Source organism: Nocardioides conyzicola, assembly GCF_039543825.1.
GTDB classification, from domain to species: domain Bacteria; phylum Actinomycetota; class Actinomycetes; order Propionibacteriales; family Nocardioidaceae; genus Nocardioides; species Nocardioides conyzicola.
The window spans coordinates 1,606,380-1,618,706 of the sequence record NZ_BAABKM010000002.1; the positions used below are offsets into that span (position 1 = coordinate 1,606,380).

Annotated in this window: 13 protein-coding genes and 3 tRNA genes; 9 read left to right on the plus strand and 7 right to left on the minus strand. The window is 70.9% G+C overall.

The genetic code is table 11. The features are described from left to right. Positions 1 to 22: 22 nt before the first annotated feature. The gene (locus ABEA34_RS10880; RefSeq protein ID WP_345521279.1) at positions 23 to 1,033 is read left to right on the plus strand and encodes a LacI family DNA-binding transcriptional regulator; all 1,011 of its coding nucleotides are present in this window, start codon (positions 23 to 25) and stop codon (positions 1,031 to 1,033) included. A gap of 9 nt (positions 1,034 to 1,042) precedes the next feature. Here ABEA34_RS10880 and ABEA34_RS10885 read toward each other — a convergent pair whose 3' ends face one another. Further along, the gene (locus ABEA34_RS10885; RefSeq protein WP_345521280.1) at positions 1,043 to 1,189 is read right to left on the minus strand and encodes a hypothetical protein; all 147 of its coding nucleotides are present in this window, start codon (positions 1,187 to 1,189) and stop codon (positions 1,043 to 1,045) included. Further along, positions 1,186 to 1,752, minus strand: a complete 567-nt coding sequence (locus ABEA34_RS10890) for a TetR/AcrR family transcriptional regulator (RefSeq protein WP_345521281.1) — start codon at positions 1,750 to 1,752, stop codon at positions 1,186 to 1,188. Before ABEA34_RS10890 ends, ABEA34_RS10885 begins: the two co-directional genes overlap by 4 nt. Before the next feature lie 123 nt (positions 1,753 to 1,875). Between ABEA34_RS10890 and ABEA34_RS10895 the strand changes: the two genes are divergently transcribed. Then, positions 1,876 to 2,598: a phosphatase PAP2 family protein gene (locus tag ABEA34_RS10895; protein ID WP_345521282.1), complete on the plus strand. Its 723-nt coding sequence runs from the start codon at positions 1,876 to 1,878 to the stop codon at positions 2,596 to 2,598. A gap of 3 nt (positions 2,599 to 2,601) precedes the next feature. Here the strand turns inward: ABEA34_RS10895 and ABEA34_RS10900 are convergent, their stop codons facing one another. Continuing rightward, positions 2,602 to 4,434 carry a phosphoenolpyruvate carboxykinase (GTP) gene (locus tag ABEA34_RS10900; RefSeq protein ID WP_345521283.1) on the minus strand — a complete coding sequence of 611 codons (1,833 nt, stop codon included), beginning with the start codon at positions 4,432 to 4,434 and terminating at the stop codon, positions 2,602 to 2,604. Positions 4,435 to 4,650: 216 nt separating this feature from the next. Between ABEA34_RS10900 and ABEA34_RS10905 the strand changes: the two genes are divergently transcribed. Together ABEA34_RS10905 and ABEA34_RS10910 are read left to right on the plus strand one after the other, a co-directional pair. Beyond that, on the plus strand, positions 4,651 to 5,352 hold the full coding sequence (locus ABEA34_RS10905) for a hypothetical protein (RefSeq protein ID WP_345521284.1): 702 nt from the start codon (positions 4,651 to 4,653) through the stop codon (positions 5,350 to 5,352). A 22-nt stretch (positions 5,353 to 5,374) separates the two neighbouring features. Next, the gene (locus ABEA34_RS10910; protein WP_345521285.1) at positions 5,375 to 6,400 is read left to right on the plus strand and encodes an NADP-dependent oxidoreductase; all 1,026 of its coding nucleotides are present in this window, start codon (positions 5,375 to 5,377) and stop codon (positions 6,398 to 6,400) included. Between the two features lie 45 nt (positions 6,401 to 6,445). Here ABEA34_RS10910 and ABEA34_RS10915 read toward each other — a convergent pair. Next, positions 6,446 to 6,518 (minus strand) — tRNA-Arg (locus ABEA34_RS10915). A gap of 39 nt (positions 6,519 to 6,557) precedes the next feature. Between ABEA34_RS10915 and ABEA34_RS10920 the strand changes: the two genes are divergently transcribed. From ABEA34_RS10920 to ABEA34_RS10930, 3 genes are all read left to right on the plus strand, one after another. Beyond that, on the plus strand, positions 6,558 to 7,130 hold the full coding sequence (locus ABEA34_RS10920; protein ID WP_345521286.1) for a hypothetical protein: 573 nt from the start codon (positions 6,558 to 6,560) through the stop codon (positions 7,128 to 7,130). A gap of 239 nt (positions 7,131 to 7,369) precedes the next feature. Beyond that, the gene (locus tag ABEA34_RS10925) at positions 7,370 to 9,187 is read left to right on the plus strand and encodes a phosphoenolpyruvate carboxykinase (GTP) (RefSeq protein ID WP_345521287.1); all 1,818 of its coding nucleotides are present in this window, start codon (positions 7,370 to 7,372) and stop codon (positions 9,185 to 9,187) included. 124 nt (positions 9,188 to 9,311) lie between these two features. Continuing rightward, on the plus strand, positions 9,312 to 10,322 hold the full coding sequence (locus tag ABEA34_RS10930) for a LuxR family transcriptional regulator (RefSeq protein ID WP_345521288.1): 1,011 nt from the start codon (positions 9,312 to 9,314) through the stop codon (positions 10,320 to 10,322). A 460-nt stretch (positions 10,323 to 10,782) separates the two neighbouring features. Here the strand turns inward: ABEA34_RS10930 and ABEA34_RS10935 are convergent. Both ABEA34_RS10935 and ABEA34_RS10940 read right to left on the minus strand, forming a co-directional pair. Continuing rightward, positions 10,783 to 10,876 (minus strand) — tRNA-Ser (locus ABEA34_RS10935). 66 nt (positions 10,877 to 10,942) lie between these two features. Beyond that, positions 10,943 to 11,413 carry a hypothetical protein gene (locus tag ABEA34_RS10940; protein WP_345521289.1) on the minus strand — a complete coding sequence of 157 codons (471 nt, stop codon included), beginning with the start codon at positions 11,411 to 11,413 and terminating at the stop codon, positions 10,943 to 10,945. A gap of 107 nt (positions 11,414 to 11,520) precedes the next feature. On the opposite strand from ABEA34_RS10940, the gene ABEA34_RS10945 reads away from it, so the two are divergent. Together ABEA34_RS10945 and ABEA34_RS10950 are read left to right on the plus strand one after the other, a co-directional pair. Beyond that, entirely contained in the window at positions 11,521 to 11,904 is a 384-nt protein-coding gene (locus ABEA34_RS10945; protein WP_345521290.1) for a hypothetical protein, read from the plus strand. A 57-nt stretch (positions 11,905 to 11,961) separates the two neighbouring features. Then, a tRNA-Ser gene (locus tag ABEA34_RS10950) sits at positions 11,962 to 12,049 on the plus strand. A 20-nt stretch (positions 12,050 to 12,069) separates the two neighbouring features. Here ABEA34_RS10950 and ABEA34_RS10955 read toward each other — a convergent pair. Then, positions 12,070 to 12,303, minus strand: a complete 234-nt coding sequence (locus ABEA34_RS10955; protein WP_345521291.1) for a biotin/lipoyl-binding carrier protein — start codon at positions 12,301 to 12,303, stop codon at positions 12,070 to 12,072. Positions 12,304 to 12,327 lie beyond the last annotated feature (24 nt).

Consider the following 12,327-nt stretch of genomic DNA (forward strand, 5'->3'; position numbering starts at 1 on the left):
GACCCGCGATACTGGGTCTCCCATGGCCAAGGTGACCCTCCAGTCGATCGCGGACCGCGTCGGCGTCAGCCGGATGACGGTGTCCAACGCGTTCTCGCGCCCCGACCAGCTCTCCGCCGACCTGCGGGCGCGGATCCTGACTGCGGCCGACGAGCTCGGGTACGTCGGGCCCGACCCGGCCGCGCGCGCGCTCGCCCGCGGCCGGACCGGCTCGGTGGGTCTGCTGATCAACGGCAGCCTGAGCGAGGCGTTCGAGGACGCCGTCTCCGCCGAGTTCCTGGCCTCGGTCGCCGATGCCCTGGCCGGGCAGGGGATGGCGCTCACCCTGCTGCCGTCGTCCACCGACGAGTCCTTCGTCCCTGCGCGGGACGTCGCCGTCGACGGCGCCCTGGTCTACATCTGCGACCCGACGTCGTCCGACATCGGCTGGCTGGACCGGCGCAACATCCCGGTCGTCGTGGTCGACCACAACGTGCGCGACGGCGTGGCCTCGGTCAACGTCGACGACCGCGGCGGCGCCCGGCTCGCCGCGCAGCACCTGGTCGACCTCGGTCACCGCCGCATCGGCATCGTCACCCTCGACGTGGCCGCCGACGAGCCCAACTACCCCGCCCGCGAGCGGATGCTGGGGTGGCGCGACGCCCTCGACCCGGCCGGCATCGAGCCGGCGGTCGTGGCCACGCCGTACTCCCCCCGCGACGCGGCGTACGACGTCGCCCGCACCCTGCTGGACCGCCCCGACCGCCCGACCGGCGTCGTGTGCTTCTCCGACGCCTTCGCGATCGCGACCGTGCGTGCGGCCGAGTCCCTCGGTCTCCGCGTCCCCGACGACGTGTCGATCGTCGGCTTCGACGACAGCGTCGTCGCCGCAGCGAGCCGTCCCCCGCTCACCACCGTCCGCCAGGAGGTCGGGGCGAAGGGCAGGGCGGCCGTCGCCGCGATCGCGGACGTCATGGGCGGTCGGTCGCCGGCCGCGGTCGTGCTGCCGACGACGCTGGTCGTCCGGGACAGCACCGCGCCGCCGCGCGGCTGAGGGCCGGCGTCAGGTCGCGATGAAGAGGATCTCGTCGCGGCCGTACTTCATGCCCGGGTGCACCTCGGCGAGGTGCTGCTGGGTGAGCTCGACGAGCTCGTCCTCGTCCTTGCCCTTGACCACTTCGCCGCACGGGCAGGTCAGTCGCGTCTTCATGGCTCCAGCGTAGGCGTTGGCGCCAGCACCCGGGCCGAGACGTCCGCCAGGCTGGCGGCGAGCTCGGTGGCGGTCGGACGGTCGGTGCCGTCGGCCTGGAGCAGCCACGCCCGGACCACGCCGAGGAACCCGGCCGCGGCGTACCGCAGCACGGCGGCGCCCGCGTCCGGTGCGCGCTCGGCCAGCCGGTCGACGAGCCAGCCCTCGACGGCGTCGCGGGACGCGGAGAACGCCGTACCGCTCCCGATCGTGCGCTGCCAGGCGGACCGCTCGCCGTCGAGGTCCTCGAGGAAGGCGACGAGCAGCCGGTACGACGCGTCCGGGCTGTCGCACCCGGGCAGCTCGGCGCTCAGCCGGAGGAACCGCTCCTCGATGCCCGCCACCGCGACCTCGTCGAGGCTCGCGAAGTGCTGGTAGAAGGTCGGCCGGCTGACCCGGGCCTCGGCGCAGAGCGCGGAGACCGAGATGTCGCGGGGGTCCTGGGTCCGGAGCAGCGTGCGCAGCGCCTCGGCCAGCTGCGCCCGGCTCCGTTCGACGCGGACGTCGGTCCGGGTATCTGACAACGCGCTCGCCCCTCCTCCCGATGACTTCGTCGCCGGCGGCGAGTCGAACAGGTGCACCCCAGTGTGGGGTTCACGCAGGCGGAACGCTAGTTTACAGTTGTAAGAGTAGGGAGGGACGACACGATGACGGTGAGCACGGCGGGGCCGGTCGCGGCGCGCCGTACCCCCGCACCGGAGGTCCTGCGCGAGGTCGCCCAGATCCTGGCCGCCTTCCTCGTCTACAACCTCGGCCGCGTGCTGGCCACCCAGGAGCTCGGCCGCGCCGACGCCCACGCGCACGACGTGCTCCACGTCGAGCGGTGGCTCCGGCTGCCGGCCGAGGCCACCCTGCAGACCTGGGCGCTCGGCCACGACTGGATCGTCGAGGTGGCCAACCGCTACTACGTGTCGGTCCACTTCCCGCTCACGATCGCGGTGCTGGTCTGGCTCTACCGCTACCGACGGCCCGCCTACCGCTGGGCCAAGCGGGCACTCCTGTGGGCCACGGCGATCGCCCTGGTCTTCACGGTGCTGCTGCCGGTGACGCCGCCGCGGCTGCTCGGCTCGCTGGGCATGGTCGACACCGGCCACGCCGGCGGGATCTCGATCTACCAGGCCCCGGTGCTCGGCAGCATGTCCAACGAGTACGCCGCGATGCCGAGCCTGCACGTCGGGTGGGCCCTGCTGATCGCGGTAGTGCTGATCGCCGCCTGCCGCACCCGGTGGCGCTGGCTGTGGCTGCTCCACCCGGCCGCCACGGTCTTCGTGGTCGTCAGCACCGCCAACCACTACTGGCTCGACGGCATCGCCGGCGCGGTGCTGGTGCTGGGGGCGTTGTGGCTGACCCGCCCGCAGCGCCAGGACTGACCCTCAGGCCTCCGCGTCGAGGGCGGCGGACACCCGGCGGTGGGCCTCCCAGATCTCCTCGGGGACCCGGTCGAAGCCCTTGAGGTGCGCCTCCCGGAAGCCCATCTCCTGGCGCCACCGCTCGTTGTCGATGGTCAGGATGATGTCGAGGTCCTCGCGGGTGATGTCGACGCCGTCGAGCTCGAGCTCCTCCTCGGTCGGGAGGACGCCGACCGGCGTCTGACGACCGGTGACCTCGCCGTCCTTGAAGCGGGCGAGCCAGAGCAGCGCGCGCAGGTTCTCGCGGTAGCCGGGCCAGCGGAAGTGGCCGTCGTCGCCGCGCTGGAACCAGTTGACGTGGGCGAAGATCGGCCGGTCGGTGGCCGCGCCGATGATCTTCATCCAGTGCGCGGCGTAGTCGCCCTCGCCGTACGCCATGAACGGGCGCATCGACATCGGGTCGTAGCGCAGCTGGCCGTCGACCCCCTCCGCGGCGAAGGTCGCCTCGGCGCCGAGCGTCAGGCCGTCGTACACGCCCTCGGCGAGGTCGGTGATCGCCCGGACCAGCGGCTCGCGGTCACTGGTGCGGCCGCCGAAGATGATCGCGTCGATCGGGACACCGGCGGGCGCCTCGAAGTCGCCGGCCACGTTGGGCACGTTGGCCAGCGTCGTGGTGAAGCGGCTGTTGGGGTGGGCCCACGGCGACGTGTCGTCGGCGGCACGCTCCGAGATCAGGTCGCCCTTCCAGTCCTGCCACCCGGTGACGTCCTCGGGCGGGTTCTTCGTCATGCCCTCCCACCAGACCTCGTGGGTGTCGGGGTTGTAGGCGACGTTGGTGAAGATGACGCCGGAGCCCTCGCCGATCGAGTCGAGCGCGGTCGGGTTGGTCTTCTCGTTGGTGTCCTTGGCGACGCCGAACACGCCGTTCTCGGGGTTCATCCCGTAGACCCGGCCGTCGTCGCCGACCCACAGCCACGCGATGTCGTCGCCGTAGAACTCGACGTGGTAGCGATCGCCCAGCGCCTCCGGCGCCAGCGTCATCGCCAGGTTGGTCTTGCCCGACGCGCTCGGGAAGCCGCCGCAGATGTGCCAGCGCTTGCCGGTCTCCTTGTCGGTGATGCCGAGCAGCATGAACTGCTCCGCGAGGAACGCGCCCGACGCGCGGCCGTCGTAGCAGGCCTGCCGGAGACCGTGGGCGATCTTGCCGAGCAGCGCGTTGCCGCCGTACGACGACCCGTAGTGCAGGATCGTCCGCTCGTCGGCGACGGTCGCGAAGTAGCGCTGGTCCTCGGGCGTGCCCTGCCCGAGGTTCTCCAGGTCGCCGGTGACGTGGACCGCGCGCACGAAGCTGTCCGGGTCCTCGAGGTTGTCGACGTACGACGCACCGACGCGCGACATCCGGATCATGTGCAGGACGACCGGGCGGCTGTCGGTGAGCTCGACGCCAGCGGCGTACGCCTCGAGGGGCGAGCCGGGCGGAGCCATCAGGTAGGGGATGACGTACATGGTCTTGCCGGCCGACGCACCGCGCATCCGCTCGGTGAGGAGCTCGGTCATCTCGGCCGCGGGCTTCCAGTTGTTGTAGACGCCCTTGTCGTCCTCCTTGCTGGTGGCCACGACCGTGCGCTCCTCGGAGCGGGCGGTGTCCTTGTAATAGCTGCGCGAGTAGTAGCGACCCTCACCAGCCGGCAACAGCTCGCCGGCGTCGAGTGCCTCCTGGATGAGCCGGGCGTCGTCCTCGGCACCGACGACCTCGACCCGGTCGGGCTGGGTGATCGCCGCCCAGTGGGCCACGTACTCCCGCACCCGGGGGTTGGTGAGCCCTGCCTCGTCCAGCGCGGTGTTCACATCGACCATGTTCGTCGCAACCCTCTCGATCCATCGGCGGTGCTGGGCACGGTACCCAAGATCGCGAGAACCGTAGCCGCCGGGTAGGGCCGAAGTGCCCAGATCCCAGTGCCTACTGTGCTTTCGTCTTCCTGAGACTTAAGTGGCGGGGTGCTGACAGGGACGTTTCGGGCCGGGTACCAGACCTCTGCAACCGGACCCCGACACCCAGTGAGGACCTACCCCATGGCCGAGGGCCACGAGCTCGACGAGACGCCCGGCGGCCGCACCGACATCAGCCGTCGCCTCCGGTCCGCGCTGCGTCGCGGGGCCTCCGCGGCGCTGCGGACGGCCGTCACCACCAGCCTGGCCGTGGTCGCCGGCCTGGTCGTGCTGGACGCCGTGTGCACGTGGTGGGCGAGCCGGGGATCCGTCGCGGGAGCGGCCATCGCGTTCACCTTCACGGGGATGACCGGCGCCCTCTTCGCGACGTACGTCGTCGGCGTGCGGGCCGTCGGGCGCGGGGTGATCGTCGGCAACGAGGAGGCCCAGCTCGGCCAGCTGGTCCTGGAGGCCACACTGTCGTCCGCGCCCGCGACGTCGGACCTCGGCGTCGCCACGGCGGAGCACGTGCGGTCGGCGAGCGTCCGGACCCGGGCGGCGGTCGACCGGCTCGAGACCCAGGTGGACGGCAACGTCGTGACGCGCTTCGCCGCTCGGCGGGTCCTCGGCCTGGTGACACGACTGGTCGGCGAGAAGGTCGCGGAGACGCTGGTCGACAACCGGGGCGACATCCCGGGCACGGTGCGCGGCCTGTCCGTCTCGGTGACGTCGTGGCTCAGCTCGATGGTGGTCCGCTGGATGCGCGTGCAGACGTTCGTGGCCTGCGCGATCGCCGTCGTGGTCTGCCTCCTGGCCGCCACGCTGCTGTCGCAGGCGCCCTTCTAGCCGACCGCTACCGTGGCGCAGCATGCCGCTCACCAACCGCCAGGTCCTGCTCCGCCGCCGTCCGCGGGGGCTGGTCGAGCCGGCCGACGCCGAGCTCGTCAGCTCCGTCGCGCCCGAGCCCGCCGACGGCGAGGCCCTCGTGCGGGTCACGTACGCCGGTGTCGACGCGGCCGTCCGCACCTGGCTCGACGACCAGCGCGGCTACCTGCCACCGGTGGGCATCGGCGAGGTCGTCCGGTCCGCCGGCATCGGGGAGGTCGTCGCGAGCCGGTGCGACGCGTACGCCGTCGGCGACGTCGTCACCACCCTGACCGGCTTCCAGGAGTACGTCGTCGTCCGCGACGACGTCTTCTGCACGCCCGTCACGGGCATGGACGTGGTCGACCACCGCGCGGTGATGTCGCTCTACGGACCGACCGGCGCCACGGCGTACTTCGGCATGCACGACGTCGGCCGGCCCCAGGAGGGCCAGACCGTGGTGGTCTCGGCGGCCGCCGGCGCCACCGGATCGGTCGCGGGCCAGATCGCCAAGATCGCCGGCGCCCGGGTCGTCGGCATCGCGGGCGGACCCGACAAGTGCCGGGCGGTCGTCGAGGACTTCGGCTTCGACGCCTGCATCGACTACCGCGCCGACGACGTGAGGGCCGCGCTCCGGCACCACTGCCCGCAGGGCGTCGACGTCTACTTCGACAACGTCGGCGGGGAGATCCTCGACGCGGTGCTCGGCCGCCTCGCGACCAACGCCCGAGTCGTGCTGTGCGGCGTCATCTCCAGCTACCTCACCGGCGAGCACCCCGGCCCCGCCAACTACGTGAACCTGCTGTCCAAGACCGCCTCCATGCAGGGGTTCAACGCCCTCAACGAGTGGGACCGCTTCGACACCGCCTTCGAGGCCCTCCGCCGCTGGTCCGCCGACGGGCTGCTGGTCCACCGCGAGACCGTCTACGACGGCATCGAGTCCAGCATCGACGCCCTCAACGGCCTCTTCACCGGCGCCAACATCGGCAAGATGCTGGTGAAGATCGCCGACCCGGAGGAGCCGAGATGACGAGAGCCGCAGCTCAGCGATGCTGACCTGCGGCTCCTCGTCCTGCGCGCCTGTAGGGATTCGAACCCCAAACCTTCTGATCCGTAGTCAGATGCTCTATCCGTTGAGCTACAGGCGCATGTCGCCACGTGGTGAGCGACTGGACGAGGATAGCCGAATGCAGGGACGTTGCCGAAATCAGTGGCGGCGGCTGGTCGGTGCCGGCCTGGCCGTGCTCGTCGGAGCCTGCGCCCTCGCCGGGTGCCAGGGGTCCGAGGAGCCCGGCTCCACGCCGAGCAGCATCCAGGCGTTCCCGGACCCGCCGCACGTGGACGGGCCGCTCGAGGTGATGCTGCACCCGGCCCTGCTCCGGATGTCCGGCGACCGACCGTGCCGCTCCAGCACGGACACCGGCGTTCTCTGCTCGTCCGACGGGTCCGGCGGCTACCAGTCGCTGGGCAAGATCGGGCCGGTTGTCATCACCGAGGTGAGCACTGCTCCCTCGGACGACCACACGTCCTGGGGCACGACGATCCGGTTCGCGCCGGCTTCGCGCGACGCCGTACGACGGGCGCAGGAGCAGGCTGCAGGGTTCGGCGGAGTGGTCGTCGTGACTGGGTCCTCCGGCGTCGTGGCCGTCATCGGCCCACCCGACCTGACAGCCCGCCGGGCCGCCGTCTTAGGTCTCGAAAAGTCCGAAGCCTGGTCGCTCGTGGACGCATTCGAGAAAGCCGAGACCCGCTCAAAATAAGGGATGTGACGCTCCCCACGGAGCATTGATCGATCCAATGTGTGGGAGCCAGACTGCCCGGTACTGTCGCTGCCATCCCGAGCCAGACCGACAGGTCTCCGGCCCCCGGGACGCGCTCCACCACTCGCCGACAACGACGCCGAGCGATCCGCCACTACTCCACGACACACCGTCGACGCGCTCGACGGCCGGCGAGGCCCCTCCAGCGGGCAGCACCGTGAATCGCGAGAGGGACCAGCATGACCGCCACGCAGACCGCCATCACCCACCCCACCACGCACCAGGGGATCATCGACTTCGTCAACGAGGTCGCCGAGCTGACCCAGCCGGACCGGATCTACTGGTGCACGGGCTCCGACGAGGAGTGGACCGAGCTCACCGAGACGCTGATGTCGACCGGGACGTTCACCCAGCTCAACCCGGCCATCAAGCCCAACTCCTTCTACGCCGCGTCCGACCCGATCGACGTCGCCCGCGTGGAGGACCGCACCTACATCTGCTCCGTCGACGAGCGCGACGCCGGCCCCACCAACAACTGGATGCAGCCGGACAAGATGAAGGACCTCATGCGCGGGCTGTACGCCGGCTGCATGCGCGGCCGCACCATGTACGTCATCCCCTTCGTGATGGGCCACCTCGACGCCGAGAAGCCGATGTTCGGCATCGAGGTCACGGACTCGGCGTACGTCACCGCCTCGATGCGCGTGATGTCCCGGATGGGCAGCGACGTGCTGGCCCGGATGGACGAGCTGACCGCCGACTTCGTGCAGGCCGTGCACTCCGTCGGGCACCCCCTCGCCGAGGGCCAGGCCGACGTGAAGTGGCCGTGCAACGACACAAAGTACATCGTGCAGTTCCCGGAGGAGCGGACCATCTGGTCCTACGGCTCCGGGTACGGCGGCAACGCGCTGCTCGGCAAGAAGTGCTACGCCCTGCGCATCGCCAGCGTGATGGCCCGCGACGAAGGCTGGCTCGCCGAGCACATGCTGATCCTCAAGCTCACGTCGCCCGAGGGCACGGTCAAGTACATCGCCGCCGCCTTCCCGAGCGCGTGCGGCAAGACCAACCTCGCGATGCTCCAGCCGACCATCCCGGGCTGGACCGTCGAGACCCTCGGCGACGACATCGCCTGGATGCGCGTGGGTGCCGACGGTCGCCTGTGGGCCGTCAACCCCGAGTTCGGCCTCTTCGGCGTCGCGCCGGGCACCAACGAGCACACCAACCCCAACGCGATGCGCACCATCAACAAGGGCAACTCGGTCTTCACCAACGTCGCGCTCACCGAGGACGGCGACATCTGGTGGGAGGGCCTCGAGAACCCGCCCGCCAAGGCGACCTCCTGGAAGGGCGAGCCCTGGACCCCCGAGTCCGAGGAGCTCTCGAGCCACGCCAACAGCCGCTACTGCACCCCGATCAAGCAGTGCGACATCCTCGCGGCGGAGTACGACGACCCGCGCGGCGTGCCGATCGACGCGATCCTCTTCGGCGGCCGCCGCAAGACCACGGTCCCGCTCGTCTTCGAGGCCCGCGACTGGGCGCACGGCACCTTCCTCGGCGCGACGCTCTCGAGCGAGACGACCGCCGCCGCGGTCGGCCAGGTCGGCGTCGTCCGCCGTGACCCGATGGCGATGCTGCCCTTCATCGGCTACAACGCCGGCGACTACTTCAGCCACTGGATCAGCATCGGCAAGGACAACGACGCGGCCAAGCTGCCGAAGATCTTCTACGTCAACTGGTTCCGTCGCGACGACGAGGGCGGCTTCCTGTGGCCCGGCTTCGGCGAGAACAGCCGGATCCTCAAGTACGTCGTCGAGCGGATGGACGGCCTGGTCGCGGCTGTCGAGACCCCGATCGGCCACGTGCCGGCGCCGGGCTCCCTCGACACCGACGGTCTCGACATGACCGAGGAGGCTCTCGCGGCCGCCCTGCGCGTCGACGTCGACGAGTGGAAGGCCGAGATCCCGCAGATCCAGGAGTGGTTCGAGAAGTTCGGTGACGACCTGCCGGCCGTCCTCTGGACCGAGCTCGACGGGCTCCGCGCCCGCCTCGGGGGCTGACCGCTCCCCCGCCGTACGCACGCACGAGGAAGGCCCCGTCCACCGGACGGGGCCTTCCTCGTTGCCCCCCCTGTGGGATTATCGGCACACGGGGACTTGGTAGGGGGACTGGTCAGGAGGGGATGTGGGGACACCCGACGCGGAAGGTCGCGCGCTCTTCGAGAGTGCGGGCAGGCCGCTGTACGAGGAGATCGTGGCGTCCGGCGGTCTCCTGGCCGGGGAGCCTCGGATCGTGGCCGACGGCGAGCTGCACGCGGCCTTCGAGCAGCTCCGCGACATGGGCCTCGTCCGGCTCGACCCGGAGAAGGAGACCTGGGTCGCCGAGGACCCCGGGCTGGTCCACACCCGCGTCGTCGCACCGCTGAGCAAGCAGGGCGCCGAGCTGCTCCAGGAGTCGTCGCGCTGGACCGAGGCCTTCGCCACCCTCAGCCAGATCTGGCGGCGTGCGCCGGGAACGACCGAGGGCGGGCCGTTCCGCTACCTGCAAGGTGGCGAAGCCATCAACTCGTTCATCCAGACCCTCGCCCGGGAGTCCGAGCAGGAGGTGCTCACCGCGCAGCCGCAGAGCGGTCGCGGCGTGGGCGTCACCGAAGAGGCGATGGAGATCGAGCGGACGCTGCTCGAGCGCGGCGTCAGCATCCTGACGCTCTACCAGCACAGCGCCCGGCGCAGCACCGGCACCCGGGAGTACGTCGCGGCGCTGACCCCCCTGGGGGCCGAGGTACGCACCCAGGACGAGTTCTTCAATCGGATGATCGTCGTGGACCGGAGAACCGCGATCATCCCCTCGCCGGACGACCTGATGCTCGCTCTGGCGATCCGCGAGCCGACGATCGTGGGCTACCTGGTCGACGTCTTCATGCGCTCCTGGGAACGGGCCCGCCCGTTCACCAGCCAGGAGGCGGCGGTGGTCAAGCACATCGCCGAGGAGCAGCGGGCGATGACGATGCGGATGCTGATCGAGGGCCACTCGGACCCGGTCTCGGCCAAGCGGCTCGGGGTCAGCCCCCGCACGTACGCCGGCTACGTGGCTGACCTGAAGGACGAGTTCGACGCCGAGACGCGCTTCCAGCTCGGCTACTCGCTGGGCCGCCTCAATCTCTGGGCGGACGGCGGGGACCCGGAAGACGACTGAGAAGACGATTGAGGGCGGTGGTCCGATGGACCACCGCCCTCAATCGGGTGAGGCGGGCTCCGGGGGAGAGCCTCGGAGCCGGTATGACGTGGGGGGACGTCGACCGGCTCCCGCCTCAGGTGCGGGGAACGGTCAGGTCAGCGACGGACCGAGTTGTTCCAGGTGATGTCGGCGTGGGCAGGGGCCGAGATCCCCAGCAGACCGACGCTGAGCATCGCGGTGGCCACCACCACGGCAAACTTGCGCGCTACCTTCATTTCTCTTCACCTCTGACTGTCGGGGCCCCACGGAAGGCCCGGTGCCACAAGTGTGGGCGATCAGCACGGACCCCCGGAACGAAACGTTGCCTCACTTCTGTGCATTGCAACATCCTGCAATCTGGGGGTCTTCGCCCGCCGTTGCACGCTCAGAAATCGGCTCCGGCCCCCTCCGCGCGCGGGCACGAAGGGGGCCGGATCACTGGCGGAGGCGGAGGGATTTGAACCCTCGATGGGGTTTTAGCCCCAAACCCGCTTAGCAGGCGGGCGCCATAGACCGGACTAGGCGACGCCTCCCGACAGCCAGCACAGGCTACAAGCAGGCGGGCGCGGGCACCGAATCAGGGCCCCGAACGCGCCGGGTCAGGACAGCCGGCGCAGGCCCTGGCCACGCTGCAGGTGCTGCTGGAGGTCGCGCACGAACTGCTCCCGGTCCACGTCGAGCACGGTCACCGGGATGGTCGTCGTCCGGCCGTCGGCCAGCTTGAGGACCACGACCGGGACGCCCTGGGGCGTCGCCGTCGTCACCTCCCGCACCTCGGTCCACGCGGCCTCGGTCACCCCGGCACCCCGCACCAGCCGCACCCGGTAGCCCGTCGCACCCAGGCGGACGACCGCGACCCGGCGGGTCAGCAGGTGGCCGACCGCGAAGACGGCGCCGACCCCGACGACGGCGGCCGCCGCCAGCACCAGGACCGAGAGCGACGCCACCGCGACCACGAGCGTGGCTGCCGCAAGGAGGAGCGCGAGCACGACGAGGAGCGCCCCCACGATCCGCACGGAGACCGTCGGCGCGAACCGGTACTGCGACACCTCGGGGGACACCTCGGACATGCACTGATTGAACAAGACACCGGATTGGTGGGCCACAGTGGGTTGTCGCGGGCCGGGCGCGGGGTGACACTCGAAGTCCCACTCCTCCGGGCCACCGGGAGGCTGCCATGACCGTCACCGACACGGGGCTGCCGGCCGCGATGCAGGGCCTCAGCACGGTCCTCGACGGTCGCCGTCGAGCCGAGGTCCCGGTCGGCCAGTGGCGCTGGCAGGTCCGTCAGCAGATGGCGGCACTGCGCGACGCGCTGGTCGCCGAGACCGGCAACGGCGCCGACGGCTGGACCGTCGCCCGGCAGGGCGGCATGCTCCGGGAGCGCAACACGCTGCTCGCCCGGATCGGCGCCCTCGGGCCCCGCGTGCTCGAGCACCCCGACCCCGAGGTCGTCCGGCTCGACCTGCAGCGGCTGCTGGTCGACGTCGGACACCACGCCCAGCGCCTCCACAACCTCGCGTACGACGAGGTCGAGCTCGAGCTGGGCGGCTCGGAGTAGCACCCGCGGCTCCGCCTTCTACACTGCTCGCGTGTCGGGACTCCGGTCCGGGCGCGAGGAGGGGTGCCGGAGCGGCCGATCGGAACCGCCTTGAAAGCGGTCGTAGGGAGACCTACCGCGGGTTCGAATCCCGCCCCCTCTGCCAGCCCGGCCAGTCCGGTGGCGTCAGTCGGCGACGATCTCCACGAGCACGTCGCCCTCCTGGACGACGTCGCCCGGCGCGACCTTGATCGCGCGGACCGTGCCGGGCGCCTCGACCAGCACCGGGATCTCCATCTTCATGGACTCGAGCAGCACGACCGTGTCGCCCGCCGTCACCCGGTCACCCGGCTCGACCGCCAGGGTCAGCACGTTCGCGACCATCTCGGCCACGATCTCGGTCACCTGTTCGCGCGCCATGGTGCGAACCTAGCCGTTACCTCT

What these genes read in the sequence shown, in the direction of transcription:
- ABEA34_RS10880 (WP_345521279.1), top strand. Translation starts at nt 23, where the DNA reads ATGGCCAAGGTGACCCTCCAGTCGATCGCGGACCGCGTCGGCGTCAGC.
- ABEA34_RS10885 (WP_345521280.1), bottom strand. Translation starts at nt 1,189, where the DNA reads ATGAAGACGCGACTGACCTGCCCGTGCGGCGAAGTGGTCAAGGGCAAG.
- ABEA34_RS10895 (WP_345521282.1), top strand. Translation starts at nt 1,876, where the DNA reads ATGACGGTGAGCACGGCGGGGCCGGTCGCGGCGCGCCGTACCCCCGCA.
- ABEA34_RS10900 (WP_345521283.1), bottom strand. Translation starts at nt 4,434, where the DNA reads ATGGTCGATGTGAACACCGCGCTGGACGAGGCAGGGCTCACCAACCCC.
- ABEA34_RS10905 (WP_345521284.1), top strand. Translation starts at nt 4,651, where the DNA reads ATGGCCGAGGGCCACGAGCTCGACGAGACGCCCGGCGGCCGCACCGAC.
- ABEA34_RS10910 (WP_345521285.1), top strand. Translation starts at nt 5,375, where the DNA reads ATGCCGCTCACCAACCGCCAGGTCCTGCTCCGCCGCCGTCCGCGGGGG.
- ABEA34_RS10920 (WP_345521286.1), top strand. Translation starts at nt 6,558, where the DNA reads ATGCAGGGACGTTGCCGAAATCAGTGGCGGCGGCTGGTCGGTGCCGGC.
- ABEA34_RS10925 (WP_345521287.1), top strand. Translation starts at nt 7,370, where the DNA reads ATGACCGCCACGCAGACCGCCATCACCCACCCCACCACGCACCAGGGG.
- ABEA34_RS10940 (WP_345521289.1), bottom strand. Translation starts at nt 11,413, where the DNA reads ATGTCCGAGGTGTCCCCCGAGGTGTCGCAGTACCGGTTCGCGCCGACG.
- ABEA34_RS10945 (WP_345521290.1), top strand. Translation starts at nt 11,521, where the DNA reads ATGACCGTCACCGACACGGGGCTGCCGGCCGCGATGCAGGGCCTCAGC.
- ABEA34_RS10955 (WP_345521291.1), bottom strand. Translation starts at nt 12,303, where the DNA reads ATGGCGCGCGAACAGGTGACCGAGATCGTGGCCGAGATGGTCGCGAAC.